14 protein-coding genes are annotated in these 17,956 nt (G+C 64.2%); 6 read left to right on the top strand and 8 right to left on the bottom strand.

The features are described from left to right. The first annotated feature begins 21 nt into the window (after positions 1 to 21). The 3 genes from P0D80_RS19435 (at position 22) to hutC (P0D80_RS19425) (ending at position 3,355) form a co-directional block, all read left to right on the top strand. Positions 22 to 813 carry an ABC transporter ATP-binding protein gene (locus tag P0D80_RS19435; RefSeq protein ID WP_408286077.1) on the top strand — a complete coding sequence of 264 codons (792 nt, stop codon included), beginning with the start codon at positions 22 to 24 and terminating at the stop codon, positions 811 to 813. A gap of 38 nt (positions 814 to 851) precedes the next feature. Then, positions 852 to 2,501, top strand: a complete 1,650-nt coding sequence (locus P0D80_RS19430; RefSeq protein ID WP_408178447.1) for an HAL/PAL/TAL family ammonia-lyase — start codon at positions 852 to 854, stop codon at positions 2,499 to 2,501. Positions 2,502 to 2,593: 92 nt separating this feature from the next. Continuing rightward, complete coding sequence (gene hutC, locus P0D80_RS19425; RefSeq protein ID WP_408178446.1) at positions 2,594 to 3,355, top strand: histidine utilization transcriptional repressor HutC; 762 nt, start codon at positions 2,594 to 2,596, stop codon at positions 3,353 to 3,355. 24 nt (positions 3,356 to 3,379) lie between these two features. Here the strand turns inward: hutC (P0D80_RS19425) and hutC (P0D80_RS19420) are convergent, their stop codons facing one another. The 5 genes from hutC (P0D80_RS19420) to P0D80_RS19400 form a co-directional block, all read right to left on the bottom strand. Further along, positions 3,380 to 4,183 carry a histidine utilization transcriptional repressor HutC gene (hutC, locus tag P0D80_RS19420; protein WP_408286074.1) on the bottom strand — a complete coding sequence of 268 codons (804 nt, stop codon included), beginning with the start codon at positions 4,181 to 4,183 and terminating at the stop codon, positions 3,380 to 3,382. Positions 4,184 to 4,235: 52 nt separating this feature from the next. Next, the gene (locus tag P0D80_RS19415; RefSeq protein ID WP_408178444.1) at positions 4,236 to 5,105 is read right to left on the bottom strand and encodes an amino acid ABC transporter ATP-binding protein; all 870 of its coding nucleotides are present in this window, start codon (positions 5,103 to 5,105) and stop codon (positions 4,236 to 4,238) included. A gap of 19 nt (positions 5,106 to 5,124) precedes the next feature. Continuing rightward, complete coding sequence (locus tag P0D80_RS19410) at positions 5,125 to 5,787, bottom strand: amino acid ABC transporter permease (protein WP_132382801.1); 663 nt, start codon at positions 5,785 to 5,787, stop codon at positions 5,125 to 5,127. Between the two features lie 21 nt (positions 5,788 to 5,808). Then, positions 5,809 to 6,459, bottom strand: coding sequence for an amino acid ABC transporter permease (locus P0D80_RS19405; protein ID WP_106280544.1), 651 nt, complete (start codon positions 6,457 to 6,459; stop codon positions 5,809 to 5,811). An 89-nt stretch (positions 6,460 to 6,548) separates the two neighbouring features. Beyond that, positions 6,549 to 7,376: a transporter substrate-binding domain-containing protein gene (locus P0D80_RS19400; protein ID WP_132382805.1), complete on the bottom strand. Its 828-nt coding sequence runs from the start codon at positions 7,374 to 7,376 to the stop codon at positions 6,549 to 6,551. Positions 7,377 to 7,663: 287 nt separating this feature from the next. Between P0D80_RS19400 and P0D80_RS19395 the strand changes: the two genes are divergently transcribed. Then, positions 7,664 to 8,653: an isopenicillin N synthase family dioxygenase gene (locus tag P0D80_RS19395; protein ID WP_408286071.1), complete on the top strand. Its 990-nt coding sequence runs from the start codon at positions 7,664 to 7,666 to the stop codon at positions 8,651 to 8,653. Next, positions 8,650 to 10,062 carry an FAD-binding oxidoreductase gene (locus P0D80_RS19390; RefSeq protein ID WP_408286070.1) on the top strand — a complete coding sequence of 471 codons (1,413 nt, stop codon included), beginning with the start codon at positions 8,650 to 8,652 and terminating at the stop codon, positions 10,060 to 10,062. Before P0D80_RS19395 ends, P0D80_RS19390 begins: the two co-directional genes overlap by 4 nt. Positions 10,063 to 10,084: 22 nt before the next feature. Here P0D80_RS19390 and P0D80_RS19385 read toward each other — a convergent pair whose 3' ends face one another. From P0D80_RS19385 to P0D80_RS19375, 3 genes are all read right to left on the bottom strand, one after another. Beyond that, positions 10,085 to 10,867: a substrate-binding domain-containing protein gene (locus P0D80_RS19385; protein ID WP_408286068.1), complete on the bottom strand. Its 783-nt coding sequence runs from the start codon at positions 10,865 to 10,867 to the stop codon at positions 10,085 to 10,087. Between the two features lie 172 nt (positions 10,868 to 11,039). Then, positions 11,040 to 14,498 (bottom strand): alpha/beta fold hydrolase, encoded by a 3,459-nt coding sequence (locus tag P0D80_RS19380; protein ID WP_408286067.1) that lies wholly within the window; start codon positions 14,496 to 14,498, stop codon positions 11,040 to 11,042. Positions 14,499 to 14,702: 204 nt separating this feature from the next. Further along, a complete protein-coding gene (locus tag P0D80_RS19375; RefSeq protein WP_408178439.1) occupies positions 14,703 to 15,494 on the bottom strand; it encodes a hypothetical protein in 792 nt (263 codons plus the stop codon). 470 nt (positions 15,495 to 15,964) lie between these two features. Here P0D80_RS19375 and P0D80_RS19370 point away from each other — a divergent pair, with 470 nt between their 5' ends. Beyond that, positions 15,965 to 17,917, top strand: coding sequence for an ATP-binding response regulator (locus P0D80_RS19370; protein WP_408178438.1), 1,953 nt, complete (start codon positions 15,965 to 15,967; stop codon positions 17,915 to 17,917). Positions 17,918 to 17,956: the final 39 nt, after the last annotated feature.

The raw sequence follows: 17,956 nt of genomic DNA, 5'->3' as shown, positions 1-17,956 counted from the left end.
TGGATGAATCTGGAGAATCCCATGAACGCTACGGCACCCGTTGCACTGTCGGTCAAGAACATTCACAAATCGTTCGGCGACCATCACGTGCTCAAAGGCATTTCGCTCGACGCCCATCAAGGCGACGTGATCTCGATTCTCGGCGCGAGCGGTTCGGGCAAGAGCACCTTCCTGCGCTGCCTGAATCTGCTCGAAACACCCGATGACGGCTCGGTTTCGCTCGCCGGCGAAGAGTTGAAAATGAAGCGCCGCGGCGACGGCAAGCTGCAACCGAGCGACCGCCGCCAGGTGGACCGGGTGCGCTCGCAACTCGGCATGGTGTTCCAGAACTTCAATCTCTGGTCGCATATGACGGTGCTGGAAAATCTGATCGAAGGGCCGATGCGCGTGCAAAAACGCAGCCGCGCCGAGTCGGTGGAAGAGGCGGAAGCGCTGCTCGCGAAAGTCGGTCTCGCGGAAAAAGGCGGCCACTATCCGGCGCATCTTTCAGGCGGTCAGCAGCAACGCGTGGCGATTGCGCGCGCATTGGCGATGCATCCGAAAGTGATGCTGTTCGACGAACCGACGTCGGCGCTCGATCCCGAACTGGTGGGCGAAGTGCTGCGCGTGATGCGCTCGCTGGCCGAAGAGGGCCGCACCATGCTGGTGGTCACGCACGAAATGGGTTTCGCGCGCCATGTATCGAATCGCGTGATGTTCCTGCACCAGGGGCAAGTGGAAGCCGACGGCACGCCCGACGAAGTGTTCGTCGAATGCAAGTCGGATCGGTTCCGGCAATTCGTTTCGAGCCATCAGGACCGCACCACCAACTGATCAGCATCACCAGATAACCTACCAAGCAGAGCACTGACATGGCCGTGATCCGTTCCGATCGTCCTCTCGACTGGGCTCAGGTGGCAGCCGTTGCCGCCGGCGAGCCGCTCGAACTTTCCGCCGGCACCCGCGCGCGCATCGCGGCGGCGCGTGTGCTTGTCGAACAGATCGTCGAGCGCGGTATTCGCGCGTATGGCGTGAATACCGGCGTAGGCGCGCTGTGCGACGTGATCGTCTCGCCCTCCGAGCAGCGCACGTTATCGCGCAACATTCTGATGAGCCACGCGGTCGGCGTCGGCGCGCCGCTTGGTGTCGCCGAAACGCGCGCGATCATGGCCGCGGCCGTCAATAACTTCGCGCACGGCCACTCGGGTATTCGCCTCGAAGTCGCGGACCAACTGGTGGCGCTGCTCAACGCGGATTGCCTGCCGGAAGTGCCGGCGTTCGGCTCGGTCGGTTATCTGAGCCACATGGCGCATATTGCGCTCGTCTGCATCGGCGAGGGCTACGTGCGCTTTCACGGCGAGCGGCTTAAAGGACGCGACGCGCTGCAACGCCTCGGGCTCGAGCCGCTCGTGCTCGAAGCCAAGGAAGGGCTGAGTCTCGTCAACGGCACGCCGTGCGTCACGGGCCTCGCCGCGTTGGCGCTCGCGCGCGCCGAACGCCTGCTCGACTGGACCGATATGGTCGCCTCGATGAGCTTCGAGAATCTGCGCGGCCAGCTCGCGGCTTTCGACGAAGACTCGCTGGCCTTGCGCATCTCGCCGGGGCTGAACCTGGTCGGCGGGCGGATGCGCGCCGCGTTGGCCGACAGCGGCATTCTCGCGGCGGTGGTCGGTCAGCGTACGCAAGACCCGCTGAGCATGCGGACCATTCCGCACGTGCACGGCGCCGCGCGCGACGTGCTCGCCGCGACCGCCGACGTGGTCAATCGCGAGCTCGCCTCGATTACCGATAACCCGATCGTCGCCGGCACGCCGGAAGAGCCGCGCGTGTATTCGCAGGCGCACGCGGTGGGCGCCTCGATCGCGCTGGCAATGGATAGTCTCGCCACCGCGATCGCACAAGTCGCCGCGATGGCCGAGCGGCGCCTCGACCGTCTCGTCAATCCGCTGGTGAGCGGCCTGCCGGCGTTTCTCGCCGAGCCGGGCGGTACCTGTTCCGGTTTCATGATCGCGCAGTACACGGCGGCGTCGCTGGTCGCGCAGAACCGGCGGCTCGCGCTGCCCGCGAGTCTCGACGGCGGCATCACTTCGGCCTTGCAGGAAGATCACCTGTGTCACGCCACGCCCGCCGCGCTGAAGGCGCTGGAAATCATCGACAACGCCGGGCGCATCGTCGCGATCGAATTGCTAGCGGCGGCGCAAGCCTACGACCTGCAAAGTATCGACGCGCCACGCGCACCGCACACCGGAGCGTTGTGGCAGCGCGTGCGCCGCGCCGTGCCGACCTATCGCGACGACCGTCCGCTCGCGGACGACATGAGCGTCGCCTTTCGCATGATCGCCGACGAAGCGCCGCCGCCGTTGCCGAACCCTGGTAACATTGGCCCTCGGCCGGTCAGGTCCGTCGACGGCGCGGAGATGATGGCGCCGGCAACGCTTACGAATCTGGCGGCCGCGGGCCACGTCCGCGCGGCCGCGAGCATCGCCGTCAACGACGGGCAGGCCGCCGCGCACATGGCATGACTCGGACGATGCCGGTGAGCGGGCTTACCCGCCGGCGAGCCGGCCAAGGTGTACCCACCAAGTACAACCCGCGTACCACCCACGAGGTCGGAGTGAACACAACTACAAACGCGCGAATCACGGAGACGCAGGACCGCCCTGATCGCGGCCAGGAGACACCCGCGAAAGCCCTGCCTGCCTATGAGCAGATCAAACGCTACGTGATCAGGCGCATCAGCGAAGGGGACTGGAAGCCCGGCGGGTTGATCCCGTCCGAAACGGAACTGGTCAAGGAATTCGGCGTCGCGCGCATGACGGTGTCGCGCGCGCTGCGCGAATTGACCACCGAACGCGTGCTCACGCGCGTGCAAGGCTCCGGCACATTCGTCGCGCCACAGCGCTACGAATCGACGGTGCTGGAAATCCGCAACATTGCCGACGAAATCGCCGCGCGTGGTCACCGCCATTCGGCGCGTGTGCTGACGCTCGAACCGAGCGACGACCCGCAGGCGCTCGAAGCGCTCGGTCTCGCCAGCGGGCCGGCGTTTCATTCGTGCATCGTGCACAGCGAGGAGGGCGAGCCGATCCAGTACGAGGACCGCTACGTCAATCCGAAGGTGTTCCCCGATTATCTGGAGCAGGACTTCACGATCGAGACGCCGAATCACTACATGGTGCGGCTCGCGCCGATTCAGCGCGCCGAGTTTCGCATCTATGCGCAGAAGCCCGACGCGTATGTGCGCCGGCATCTGTTGATGGATATCGGCGAGCCGTGCCTGCAACTATGGCGCCGCACGTGGGTGGGCGACGACGTGGCGACGTCGGTGCAGCTGTGGCACCCGGCGTCGCGTTTTCATCTTGCGGGCAACGTCTAACGTAGTACGACGCGTGCCGCGTTTTCAACCCTGGCGTTGCGACAGATCCGGCGAGAAGCGGCAGCCTAGCCGATAACGCGACCCAGGGTGCACGAAACGCGCGAACGTGACCGCCACGCCGCTCGTCCATGTGCGGCGCATCAGCGTGAGGCACGGTTCCTCCGCACGGATTTCGAGCAGTTCGGCTTCGGCGCGCGTGGGCAGGCCGGCGTCGACCACGTGCTCGACGTCGTGCGCCGGCACGATGTCGAACAGATATTCCGACGGTCTCACCGCCGAAAAATCCTGCAGCAGAAAATCCGGCGCGACGGCCGGATTCACAAACCTATCCTCGAGTTGCACCGGCAAGCCGTTCTCGCGATGCACGCAGATCACATGAAATACCGAAGCACCCGGCGCGAGCCCTAACGCGTTCGATACCATCACGGACGCCGTTTCGCGTTGCGACAGGACCGTGTCGCAGCGGTATTCATGGCCCCGCGAGCGGATCTCGTCGCCGATATGGGCGATCATCAGCAGCGTCGATTGCGGCTTGCTTTGCGCGACGAAGGTGCCGACACCTGAGACTCGCGTTACCAGTCCTTCTTCGGCGAGTTCACGCAGCGCGCGGTTGACGGTCATGCGCGACACGCCGAGCGTCGCCACCAGATCGAGTTCGGACGGCAGACGGTCGCCCGCGCGACGCTCGCCCGATTCGATGATGTGACGGATATGGCTCTTGACCTGTTCGTAGCGCGCGGCCGGCGCGTCGGCCGCGGCGTGTGCGGCTTTCATGGCCGACGCGGGAAGCGGCTTGTCGTGGGTGCGGCTGCGAACGGTGGAGGACATCGGCGGCCCTTGCGTCAGCGTCCGCGTGAAGCAGGCAGAAACCGGCGCGTGTTCATAGCGGTTGCGCTTCGTCGGGGCCGCGCGTCCAGAACGCGTTGCGGTCGAAGTAGTTTTGCAGGAACTGCCGCAAGCGCGGCTGCCCTGCATCGTGAAAGACATCGCGCGGTTTGCCTTGCACGGCGATCCGGCCTTGATCGATGAACATGACCTTGTCCGCGACCTGCGCGGCAAAGCCCATTTCGTGTGTGACCACTGCCATCGTCATGCCGTCGCGCGCGAGCTGCTTCATCACTTGCAGCACTTCGCCGACCAGTTCCGGATCGAGCGCCGAGGTCGGCTCGTCGAACAGCATGATGTGCGGCTCCATGGCGAGCGCGCGCGCAATCGCCACACGTTGTTGCTGGCCGCCCGAAAGCTTGGCCGGATACGCGTCGCCCTTGTGTGCGAGGCCGACCGTTTCGAGCATCGCGTTGGCGCGGCGGCGCGCTTCATCGCGTGATAGATGCCGTACACGCAGCAACGATTCCATTACGTTGCCGAGCGCCGTCATATGCGGCCACAGATTGAACTGCTGAAACACCATGCCGACGTTGCGTCGCACGCGGTTGATTTCGCTTTGCGACGCGCGCACGCGTTTGCCGTTGCGCTCGCTATAGCCGAGCAGTTCGCCTTCGATGCGCACGTCGCCCTGATCGTAGGTTTCGAGCGCGGCGAGGCAGCGCAGCAGCGTGCTTTTGCCCGAGCCCGACGGCCCGATGATGCACACCACTTCCGAGCGCGCGATCTCGAGATCGACACCGCGCAGCACTTCGACTTCACCGAAGCGTTTGCGCAAATCGCGCACTTCGATCAGCGGCTCGCCGGACGATGGTCCGACGGTAGCAGTGGATGCGGAAGAGGGCATGTCGGCGATGGCGTTCATAAGAGGCTCCCGTTTCCGTTCATGCCATGAAGCGCGCGATGCGGGCCTCGGCCCACATGCCCGCGCGCGAAGTCAGTTCGACCAGCGCGAGATAGCACACACACAGCACCAGCAGCGTTTCGACGAAAGCAAAGGTGGCCGAGCCGATGCCGGTCAGCACGAACGTGAGTTCGGGCACGGTGACGATGGACAGCACGGCCGTCTCCTTGCTCAGCACGATAATCAGATTGGTCAGCGCGGGCACGATCAGCACGAGCATTTGCGGCACCTGAATCCGCACGACCGCCTGCCAGCGCGTGAGGCCAAGACACGACGCTGCTTCCAGATGACCCGGCGGCACGGATTGAAAGCCGGAGCGAAAGGCTTCGGCGAAATACGCGCTGCCGTAAAGGCCCAGACCGAGCACGCCGGCGGTCATCGGTTCGAGCGTGAGCCCGAAGGACGGGCCGCCGTAATACAGCAAAAAGAGTTGCACGAGAAACGGCGTGCCGCGAAACAGTTCGATATAGAAGCGCAATATGCCGCGCACCCAGCGTCCGCAAAAGAGTTGCAGCACGGCAATCAGAAAGCCGATCAGGATGCCGATCGCGACGCCCGCGGCCCAGGTGCCGAGCGTCGTGGCGAGGCCCGCGGCGATCGGCTGCAGGTTGTGCGTGATGACGGTGGGATCGAGCTTTTGCATGGCGTGGTGTCGATGTCGAACTCAGGCGTGCTGCAAGCGGTATTCGGCGGCGTGCGCGACGAGCGCGAGCGCACCGCAGATCACGAAGTAGATCAGCCCGGCCGCGACGTAGGCTTCGAGCGGCCGATAGGTGCTGGCCGCAATGTTCTGCGCAGTGCGTGTCAACTCGGCCACGCCCACCACCGAGATCAGCGACGAAGCCTTGATCAGAAGCACCATTTCATTGACGAGCGAGGGCAGCGTCAAACGGAACGCTTGCGGCACGAGAATGCGGCGCAGCATGTCGAACGGCGACAGCCCGAGCATGCGCGCGGCTTCGAGATGGCCCGGCGGAACGCTGAGAAAGCCGCCGCGCAATATTTCGGCGATATACGACGCGGAGCACAACGACACCGCGCTGAGCGCCGCCACGATCGGCGACACGTTGATGCCCGCGAACGGCAACAGGTAATACACGAGCAGCAACTGCACCAGCATCGGCACGCCGCGAAAGAAGAACACATAAGCGCCGCCGAACATGCGCGCCGCGCGGTTCGGCGAGAGCCGCGCCGCGCACACGCCGATCGCGACGAAGAACCCGATCAGGAGACCAGTCAGCGAAATGCCGATGGTGGCGAGCGCCGCGTGCAGCAGCAGCGGCAAGCCCTGGAGGAAGACGGTCGTGCTGAACATAAGCGTCGCACTCGCTGGAACGGGGAGGGCGATGCGGCTCGTGGCAAAGGCCGCATCGCGTGCATCAAGACACGTGCAACATCAGTCGATCAATAGTTCGGCGCGGGCATGGTCGTCGGCGCGTCCATTGCGACACCGAACCATTTCTTCTGCAACGCGGCGAGGCGTCCGTCGCTATGCATTTTCACGAGCGCGGCGTTGAAGGCATCGGCGAGCGGCTTGCTGTCCGCGTCTTTACGCAGGCAGTAAGCGAAGTACACCTTTGCGCCGAACGGCGGCTGCACTACGGCGAACGTCTCCGGGCGCTGCTTGGCCACGTACGCGATGTTGGTCATGGAGTTCGCGACCGCCGCGATGCGACCGGCGGCGAGATCGGCGTAAGCCTGATTGTTGTCGACGTATTCGCGGATTTCAGGCGGCTTCGGCAACGTGGCGACATAGGCCTTCAACTGGTCGAGCTGCGCCGAGCCCTTGCCCGCGCCGACCGTTTTGCCCGCGATATCCGACGATTGCTTGACTGACGTATCGTTCGCGCGTTTGAGCAGCGCGTCGGTGGCGTCCGCGATCGGCAGCGTGTACGTGTAGCGCTCCATGCGCGCCTTGGTGACGGTGAGCGGGCCGCCGACCATGTCGAACTTGCCGGCTTCCAGACCCGGCAGCACGCTTGGCCACGGCAAGTCGATAAAGCGCACCTTCACGCCCATTTCCTTGCCGACCTCGGCGAACAGATCCTTGTTGAAACCCGCTTGCTGACCGTTTTCGAGGAAGTCGAAGGGCGCGAACTGCATCTCGGTGCCGACCACCAGTTCGCCGGCTTTCTTCACTTTGGCGAGCTGGTCTTCCGCGTGGGCGGTGACGCTTGCCGCGCACAACGCCAGCATGACCAAACGACACTTCCAGCCTGCAAGGATGCTCATGGGATTCTCCGGTTGGCAAAGCGGTGTCGCGCGAAAATGGTGCACGAAACGAGTCCTTTCGGATTCGGCGCGAGTCATGCGAGGCAGTATATACCGCAGTTTTCGCGCGAAATAAATAAACGCGCGAGTAGAGAAAAGCCCTTATACGAAGCGCTGCAAAGCAACTTGCGGGTACGCTTTTGGCGGTATATACAACTGCAATGCATGAGGCGGGAACGCGTCTTCCCGCAGACGATTCGAGCGCCACTTTCATCAGCCGATTCATTCGGACCTTCAGGAGCAGCACGATGCCCGTGACCCGCATTCCGATCATCGATCTCGCCGGCGTGCGCGCGGGCGATCCGCAGGCTTTGCAGCGCGTGGCGCGGGAAATCCGTGAAGCGTGCACGACGATCGGCTTCTTCTACATCATCAATCACGGCGTGCCGCAGGGCTCGATCGATGCCGCCGCGCAGGCCGCGCGCAACTTCTTCGCGTTTCCGGTGGAGACCAAGCGGCGCGCGGCGGTCAATCAGCGGCACCGCGGCTTCAACGCGCTCGGCGACGCGACCATGTACCAGGCCAAGCGTCCCGACTACAAGGAGTTTTTCAGCATCGGCCTCGAGCTGCCGGAGGACGACGCCGACGTGCTGGCCGGCCAGGCGTTGCGCGGACCGAACAATTGGCCGGACTTCATGCCGGAGTTGCGTCCTGCGCTGTATGGCTACTACGAGGCGGTCGCCGCATGCGGCGCCGATCTGCTGCGCGCGGTGGCGGTGAGCCTCGGCGTCGATGAGCAATTCTTCGCGCCGCGTTATACGAAACGGATGCAGCGCACGCAGATGGTCTACTATCCGCCGCAGCCGCCCCGATCGGACGAAGATCAGTTCGGCGTCGCGCCGCATACCGACTACGGCTGCATCACCCTGCTGTGGCAGGATCAGGTGGGCGGCCTGCAGGTGCGCGAAATCGCCAACGATACGTGGGTGGATGCACCGCCGGTCGACGGCAGCTTCGTGGTCAATGTCGGCGATCTGCTGGCGCGCTGGACCAATGACCGCTTCCGCTCCACCTTGCACCGTGTGATCAACACATCGGGACGCGAGCGTTATTCGATCGCGACGTTTTATGATCCGACGTACGGCGCGCTGGTCGATCCGCGCGATCTCGGCACGAGTAACGCCGATCTCAAGTATCAGCCGGTCGCCGCAGGCGACTATATTCTCGGGCGTATCAACGACTCGATGGGCTATCGGAAGAAACACGCCGTTGAAGGCGCGCAAGGAACCACTGCATGACAGACAACAGAACGGCGAATCACGCAGCGCCGCTTTCCGCGACACTCGACGCGCTGCGCGCCGCGCTCGGTGAAGACAGCGTACGCGTGGGCGAGCAGATCGGCGAACGCGCCATGACCGACTGGACGCGTCACGAACCGACGCGACCCGCCGCCTTGCTGCTGCCGCGCACCACGGAGCAGGTGTCGCGGGCGCTCGCTATTTGCCACGCGGCTCATCAGCCGGTGGTGCCGCAGGGCGGCATGACCGGCCTCGCGGGCGGCGCGATCGCGCGCGCCACGGATATTGCGTTGTCACTCGAACGGCTGGACGGTGTCGAAGAAGTGGATGCCGCGTCGGCCACGCTGACCGTGCGCGCCGGCACCACGTTGCAAGCCGCGCAGGAAGCCGCGGCTGAAGCCGGCTTCGAACTCGCGCTCGATCTCGGCGCGCGCGGTTCCTGCCAGATCGGCGGCAATCTCGCGACCAACGCGGGCGGCAACCGGGTGATTCAGTCGGGCACCGCGCGCGACCAGGTGCTCGGTCTCGAGGTCGTGCTGGCCAATGGCGACGTGCTCACGTCGCTCGGCAAGATGGTGAAGAACAATACCGGCTATGACCTGAAGCACTGGTTCATCGGCTCAGAGGGCACGCTCGGCGTGATCACGCGCGCGGTATTGCGACTGCATCCGCAGCGTGCCGCGCGCCATACGGCGCTGGTCGCGCTCGACGGCTACGACGCCGCCGTGAATCTGCTGCGCCGTTTGTCGACGCGCTTTGGCAACGATATCGGCGCGTTCGAAATCATGTGGCCAGACTTTTACGACTTCGGCGTGAAGCTGACCGGCACGCGCTCGCCATTCGATGACGCGCATCCGCTCTATGCGCTGATCGAACACGCCAGCTTCGATTCGGCCGACGACGGCGAGCGTTTCTCCGCCGCGCTGACCGAAGCGCTCGACGCGGGCGCGATCCGCGACGCGGTGATCGCGCAGTCGGTGGCCGACGTGCGCGCGCTATGGGCGATTCGCGAATGCACCGCGGAGTTTCCGGTGCGGCTCGACGCGATCAACTTCGACGTGAGCCTGCCGATCGGCGAGATCGGCGTCTTCGTGGACCGCTGCCGTGCGGCACTCGACCAGCGCTGGCCGGGCAACGCGTCGTACTTCTTCGGGCATATCGGCGACTCGAATCTGCATGTCACGGTGGACGGCCATTCGATCCCCGGCGTCGATCATCACGCGGTGTACGCGTTCGTCTACGACATGCTCGGGCCGTTACATGGTTCGGTGTCCGCGGAACACGGCATTGGTTTGCTCAAGCGCGAGTTCTTGCCGATCTCGCGCTCGCCGGCGGAGCTGGCGGCAATGGCGGCGATCAAACATGCGCTCGACCCGCACGGCATTCTGAATCCAGGCAAGCTGTTTTGACCGCGCTACGCCGCCACCAGCTTCAATGCGTGGCGACGGAATCCAGCCCGGTCGATCTGACAGCAGCTTGAGCGTCGGGAGAGGCGAGGTAGTCGAGCAGCGCTTTCGCTTCTTTCGAATGCTGTGCACCGACCGGAATCCCCGCGGCGTAGCGCGTGACCGATTGCACCGACTCCGGAATCTTCCCGACGAAGCTGGCGCCCGCGACCGGCAGCAATTCGCTGACCTGCTGGAATCCCACTTCGTAATCACCGTTGGCAACGACCGACGCAACCGGAATCTTCGGCACCATCTTCGCCTTGGCGTTCACCTGATCTTCGATGCCGAGCCGCTTGAAAAGCTCGCGCTCGATATAGACGCCGCTGGCGCTGTCCGAGTAAGCGATGGATCTCGCATGCAGCAAGGTCTCTTTCAGCGCATCGACCGAACCGATGGCCGGCTTCGGCGCACCGTCGCGCACGGCCATGCCGATGCGCGAGTCCGCCAGCTCGACGCGCGAGCCGGGCATCACTTTGCCTTGCTTGATGAGATCGTCGAGCGCGTAGCCGACCATGATGACCACGTCCGCGTGTTCGCCGTGTTCGAGGCGGTTCGGAATGGCTTCCGGCGATTGGCCCATCGACGGCCCGAGTATCGTGTCGAGCGTATTGCCCGTCGACGCCGAGAACTTGGGACCGAGCAGTTTATAGGCGGCGGTGAAGCCACCCGAACTCATGACATGAAGCTCCGCCGCCTGCACCTGCGAGGCGGCAACCGCGTTGCCCAGCAAGCCGGCAGTCAATACGGACAGAAGGAATGTTTTCATTGGCGTAAGCATGAAGGTCTAACGTGCACGATAGCGTTGCAGGGTATTGACCATACATGAACGGCAGCCAAACGAGAACCCGCCGAATGCTGTTGAAACCCGGCGTGTGAGCGAGACGTAAGGAAGGCGCGCGTGGCTCGCGCGCGCCTTTCAGATACCGCCTAGCGCTACCTCAATGCGCGTCCAGATACTTCACGATCACCGGATAGACATCCACCGCGGCATTCTTCCCGAAGATGCAGTCGATGTGTCCATAGCCGGGAATAATGGTCCGCTCGTAAGGCTGCTCGGGGAAATGCTTGACCAGCATCTCATACGTGAGCTGCGTGCTGACCGGCAGATAGGTTTCGTTTTTATCGCCGTGGATGAACCCGATCGGCAGGCGCATGCCTTCCAGTCCTTTCATACCATCGGTGCCGGTGAGATAGACATCCTTGCCTTCGGCATCGACCAACTTGTGTGCTCTCACCATCGCGGCCAGATGCTTGAATACGCCGACGTCGTGCACGCCGAGTATTTCCTGCAGATTCGCATGCAGCGTCTGGTTCAACTGCTCGTGTTCGTAGAGCAGGCCGTACAGGAAGGTCGCTCGGTGGCAGATCGGATTGCCGCAACCCTCTTTGTGATTGAGCGGGTAGAACTTGAGCGCTTCATCGAGCAGGTTCTGCGGCCATGACTTGTGTTCCGTATAGGCGGTCACGTCGAGTACGCCGAGATGTTGCATGATGTCGGGAATATGCAGGCCGGCCTTGATCTTCTCCAGCGTGCCGGGCACCGGATGCGCCGACACCTGTGAAATAAACACCGAGCGCACGCCTTCGAGTCCATACAGCAGCGACATGCTCAGCGCCACGCCACCCATGCAGTGCCCGAGCACCTGAATCTCCGGCACGCCGGTCAATTCGCGGATCTTGGCGACCGCCGACGGAATGTCCTCGCGCGCCACCTTGTCGACGTTGGTCGGCACGAACACGCTCGGCATTTCGATGCTGACGCGCAGATCCACGAGCCACACGTCGTAGCCGGCGGCGAAAAGATACTCGACCATGTTGGTCGCGATCAGGTCGGTGGAGTAGATGCGGCTCGATACGCCTGAACCGTGAATCAGCAGCACCGGGCGCGCCGCTTTGCGCGCGGGGTCGTGATAGCGCGTGAGCCTGAGCTTCGTGCCATCGGGCGTGTCGAAGAAAACGATTTGCGGCGCCGGCGCACGCAACGCGCGCTTTAGACGCGGCTCCGCTTTCGGGTCGAAATACTGCAAGGGTGCGGCCACGCCGCCGTATTCGGTGAACAGCACGCCCGCGAAAAACTTGCCGAACTTCAGGGTCCATTCGAGACGGGTCTTGAGATCGGGCGCGTGGGTCACTTCGAGCGTGCGTTGCTGCTTGAGGAAATTCTCGGGCGTGATGATCAGCGTCGCCTTGCCGAGCAGCGGCGCATCCGCTTGCGCCGACTCGCGAACCTCCGCGTAGAGCGTGTTGGTCTGCTCCCACAGATTGATCGGCGAAGTGCGCGTGATGATCTTCTTGCCGTTCAGGAAGTACGTCTTGCCTTCAGTGGTGTTGAGCGTCATGCGGTAATTCATGTTGCGCTCGTCGACGTCCGACTCGTTGACCACGAACAGATTGAAGGTGCCGTCGGAGATCGTCATGGGCTGCGCGGAGAGCGCGGGGCAGGTCAGCGTGCCGGCCGTTTGCGCCAGATGCTGCGGATTGCTGATCATGTCGGCGAGATCTTCCGATTCGACGGTCAGCGTGAACTTCATCGGGCTCGTGGCTGCTTCGCCCGCCACGATCGGCGTGTAGGTGCCGACCATCGTTTCGGTGAAGTGCAGGCCGATCTTCTGCGGCGAGGACGGCGTCAGGGATGAGGACGCGGCCTGCGGCGTCGGCGCGGGCGGCAAGCTCGGCGTGGCGGGCGCGCCCTCGGCCGGCGCGGCGTTCAGCGGATGCGTGGCCAGCAGCAGTTCGCAATTACGTTCGGCCAGCGCGGAAATCGTCAGGAGCGGATTGACGCCGAGCGACATCGGCATGACGGCGCCGTCCATCACGTACAGGCCGTCGTGCACCGCGTTGCCCGTGGCGCCGCTGAACACGCGGCCCATGTGGTCGACCACGCCGTGCCCGGCGTCCTCGCCCATGCCGCAGCCGCCGAGCGGATGCACGGTGACGGTGCGGTTGCCGAGAATATCGGTGGAAATGGGATTGCGCATGTATTTGCCGCCGAGCGGCACGGTCGCCTGCTTGAGCACTTCTTCGACCGCCAGGAAGATCGGCTGCTTGCCGGCGTTCTCCCACACAATGCGCGGCTGGCCTTTGTCGTCCACGTCGATCTCGCCGTTTTCGTCGTCATGCGCCATGACGAGGTAGCTTTGCGTGTGATGGAGCGCGCCGTGATACGGGCCGCGCAGAAAGCTGGTGGCCACGCGGGCGTCGTAAGCGAGCTGTTCGGCGACGGAGCGCGGCGCGACATCCACGCCTTCGAGCGGCGCGGCGGCGCCGAGCAGGCCGACCAGCGCCGCGCCCACCGGGCCGGCGAGCGAGCCTTCTTCGATCACATAGCCGTCTCTGACGTTGGGGGTGCCGCGATGGTCGATGAGGCCGGTAATGGTCGGCCCGACCGGAGGAATCTCGCCCTTTTCGTGCGCGCCCCAGCCGACGCCGTTGATCACCGGCTCGGTGTTGTAGGCGAAGGCGAGCACGTCGCCATTGCCGGTGAAGTGCTTGCCGAGCATGCCGGAGACGCTCAGCCCCTGCTTGCGCGAGCGTAACAGCAACGCGGTCGAGCCGATCGTGCCGGCCGACACGATGACGATATCGGCGCTCACGAACAGATCGGGCGCGCCGAAGCTTTCGCGCCCGAGGCTCACCAGCTGGTATCCCACGATCCATTTCCCGGTGGCCGCGTCGCGCAGCACCGAATGGACGGCGGTACCGGTGAAAATCTGCGCGCCGTGGGCGACGGCGTCGGGCAGATAGTTCATGTGTGTCGAATTCTTCGCGTCGTAATTGCAGCCGGAATTGCAGTCGCCGCAGCCGACGCAAGCCTTCTGCTCGACGCCCGCGGCATTCGTGCGGTCCTGGAAGGTGACGGTGATGTCCGGGCGCGAGAACTCGGCTTTCATACCGAGCGCCTGCGCCGACAGTTCGAGCGCCTGCAGTTTCGGCAGTGTCGGATAGCTGTCGGGCACCGGCGACGGTTGCAGCATCTCACGGGCGAGCGCATAGCCTTTGTCGCGGCCCGCCTTGTCGGCGCGCAACGCGGCCGGCCAGCGTGGGTCATCCCACAGGCGCGGGTCGGCTTCGAGCGCGACGTTTGCGTTGATCAGCGAGGTGCCGCCGAGACCGCAGCCGACTACCGCGTTCACATCGTCGTTCACATGCACTTCGAGCAATGCCAGCGGTGAGCCGATATGTGCCAGCGCCGTGTTGTATTGCACCTCCTCGGTGCCCTGAAACGGCGTGCGGGGAAATTCCCCGGCCATGAATTCGCGCCCGCGTTCGAGCACGCACACCCGGCGCCCGGCGCGCGCCATGCGGGACGCGGCAATCGCGCCGCCGTAGCCGGAACCCACCACAACCACGTCGTAGTGCGATTGGATTGCAGTTACGACGCTCGATAAGCGGTTCATCACGACCACCTCGTCTGGAATGGAATGCGGGGAGAGACAACCGGGACTTCGGAAGCAAGACGGCGTGCGGCGACGGCTTTTTTATCCTAGGCGGTGCGCGCGCACAAAAAAAGGCGCATCGTATGTGGCGCGCGGGCCTGCTGTGCCGCGTGCGCGGCGTCGTGAGGCGGCGCGAGCGGCCGGCGCTGGCCCAGCCACGTGCTATTACGCGGCCGCTTCATTCATTTCGCTGTCGCTCGATTCGGCGGCGAGCAGGTTCAGCGCGAGCAGAATCGCCGGGCGATTGTCGACGTCGATCTCGATGCCGAGCACGTCCGTGAGCCAGCGGCCGATCTTGGTATTGGAAAAATCTTCGGCGCCGGCCGTCTTCTTCATGGTGACGCCGAGCTTGACGGCGCGATAGTGATACGAGGGCACACGATGCTGCGCTGCGACTGCCGACAGACCGCCTTTACCTTCCGAGCACCAGCCGAGGCTGCCGGCCAGCACGATCCGCTCCGGTTCGTCGAGGCTTTCGATAAAGGCGCGCGCCGAGCACCGTACGCGGTGTTCGTCGAGGCCGTATTGCAGCAGCACGCTTTCCACCGGATCTTCCAGCGCTTGCGCGTGCAGATCGATTTCCTGCGCCATGCCGTCGTTTTCCATGGATACGTTGCGCTGATGGCCGGCGCTGCGCAGGCAGTCGATCAGGTAGCGGCGGAAATACGCGCACAATGCGTAGCCGTTGGACGGCGCGCTGTCGGCGCAGGCATGGGTTTCCGTATGGCCGGGCGCGAGGCGCAGCACTTTCGCGTAGATGAACTGGGCGACCAGTTCTTCCTTGTCCTCGCCGAGCGCCTGCAGCTCGAGCGGGTGATAGGTCCGCAAGGCCCGCTTGACCAGTTCGACCATCGACACCATTTCGTCGCCGGACAACCGGGTACGCCGGCGCCACAAATCCGGCAGGATCGCATCGTCGAGATTGCGGACGAACTCGTGGCTCGGAACTGCGCCCATGAAAACCTCCATAAGGGGAAAGGCCAGGGAGCGCGGTGAGCCTGAACTGCAGGCGGGATGTGGATGTTGAAGCGGTGAGGCCGCGCTGGAATGTGAAGCCAGTATGGTTTCCAACGGCGGCTTCGCCTATATGGATTAAGTGGTAGCTGATGGGTAAACTGCCGGGTAAACCATCCGACAAAGTGCATCTTATTCGTCTGAAGAGAAACGGGATGCATTGGACCATTGCATCGCACTGCGGCTACGCAGTTGCATCGCAGACGTAGAGCCACGCCGTATCCGAAGTGTCCGATGCGGTTCACGCCGCTTGCGTCGCCGCGCTTCCGATCCACATAACCGAATTTGCCGTGCAATGCGCGGTGCATGGGACCGGAGTAAGTGCTCTGCATGGGATCGGAGTAACGCGCTAACGCGCGAACCCCGATCGACAGCTCAGGCGCTAACTCCGATCGACAAAAGGAGACCGCGCGATGCGGGCCGACCCGATCCAGCGTGCCATCGACGAAGACCTGGTGCGCGTGTTGTACGCGCAGGATCCGATTGCGTTCTTTTCGCACTGGTTTTCGATCGCGGTGCTGGTGGCGATTTACTGGCCGAAAATCCCGTCGCCGCCGCTGTTCATTGCGTGCTTCGGTTTCTATGCCGCGGCCAACTGCGCCGGCCTCGCGCTCTGGGTCTGCAACCGCCGTTACCCGAAACTCGTCTCGCCGCGCGGCTGGATTATTCTGCACGCGGTGCGCGGCATGCTGCTTTACAGCGGGCCGGGCATCGCCGTGTGGTTCGCGTTCCAGAGCCCGCAGTCCGACCTGCCGCTGCTGCACACGGTCATGCTCGTCACGCTTGCCGCAGGCGTGTTCATGTCGAATGGCTTCGACCTGCTGAATTTCTCGACCTCGATTCCGTTTCTGCTGTTTCCGTCGATCGTCATGCATTTCGGCACGCATACGTTCGACCGCACGATTCTTGCCATCGTCCTCGCGTTTTTCTTTTGCGCGATCAACGTCTACGCGTTGAGTTATCGCAAGCTGTTCCAGCAGGTCGTGCAGGCGCGCGTCGATCAGCAGTATCTTGCGGAGTCGCTGGCCGCGCAGAAACGGGTGGCCGAAGAGGCGAGCCTCGCCAAGACGCGCTTTTTCGCGGCTGCCAGTCACGACTTGCGCCAGCCGCTGCATGCAATCGGCCTGCTCGCGGCCTCGCTCAACGACACGGCGGCGACGCCCGTGCAGCACGCGAAGACCGCCGAGCACATCGTCTACAACGTCGAGGCGTTGAACCAGTTGTTCAACCAGGTGCTCGATCTGGCGCGGCTCGAAAGCGGCGTGACCCAGGTGATCCGGCTGCATTTCCGGCTGTCCGAACTGTTCGAGCGGGTCGGCAGCCAGTATCGTCCGCAGGCGGCCGCCAAAGGGCTGGCGCTACGCATCGCGCCGACCACGATGGTCGTGCACGACGATCCGGTGCTGCTCGAACGCGTGCTGAGCAATCTGCTGTCGAACGCCGTGCGTTATACCGAAGACGGCGCGATCTGGCTGGGCCTGCGCCGCGCCGGGCGGCAAACGGGCGGCTTTATCGAAGTGCGCGACTCGGGCATCGGCATTCCCGTGGAGGAACACGCGCGCATCTTCGAGGAGTTCTATCAGGTCGCCAATCCGCAACGCGACGCGCGCCAGGGTCACGGCCTCGGCTTGCCGACGGTGAAGCGGCTGGTCAGCATGCTCGGCGGCGAGTTGCAACTGCGCTCGGCGCCGGGCCGCGGGTCGGTGTTCCGCTTTCCGGTGCAGGCGGGCGATCCCGGCGGCATCGTCGCGAGCCTGAACGAAGCGGTGGCCGGCGGTCCGTCGGCGCAAGGGCGGCGCGTGCTGTGCATCGACGACGATCCGTCGATTCTCGAAGGCCTCGTCAGTCTGCTGGGCCGCTGGGGTTGCAGCGTGCTCGGCGCGCGCGACGAAGTTGATGCGCTGGCCGCGCTCGAAGGCGGCTTCGTGCCCGATGCCGTGCTATGCGACTACCAGTTGGCCAATCACCGCACCGGCGCGCAGGCGCTCACTGCCGTGCGCAACGTGCTCGCGCGCGCGGGGCACGACAACGTGGTGACGCTGCTGATCACGGGCGACATGGCGTCGGCGGAACTGGCGGCGCTCGCCTTGCAGGGGATTCCGGTGCTCCATAAACCGGTCACGCCGGCGCGCTTGCGGCGCACGCTGGAGATGCTGTGGCAGCAGGCCGAGCAGGACAAGGGGCGGGCGGGCGCCGCGCTGGAATTGCGCGTGGACCAAACGGGACATGAAGCGGGCGGCCGGCCGGTCAGTGGGGTGACGCGGGTTGCTGAGATCGTGCCGCAAGGCGAAGCGAGAATCGGAGTGCAGAGCCAGACCCAAAGCCAGACCCAAAGCACCCAGTCGCAGAGCGCACCGCAAAAGTAGAGGCGAACGGGCGGCGTGAACGCCGCCTGTCATCGATCG

Origin of the sequence: Paraburkholderia sp. RL17-373-BIF-A, assembly GCF_046030175.1 — a bacterium.
In the GTDB taxonomy this organism is placed as follows: Bacteria; Pseudomonadota; Gammaproteobacteria; order Burkholderiales; family Burkholderiaceae; genus Paraburkholderia.
This window is presented reverse-complemented; position numbering and strand designations above follow the sequence as displayed.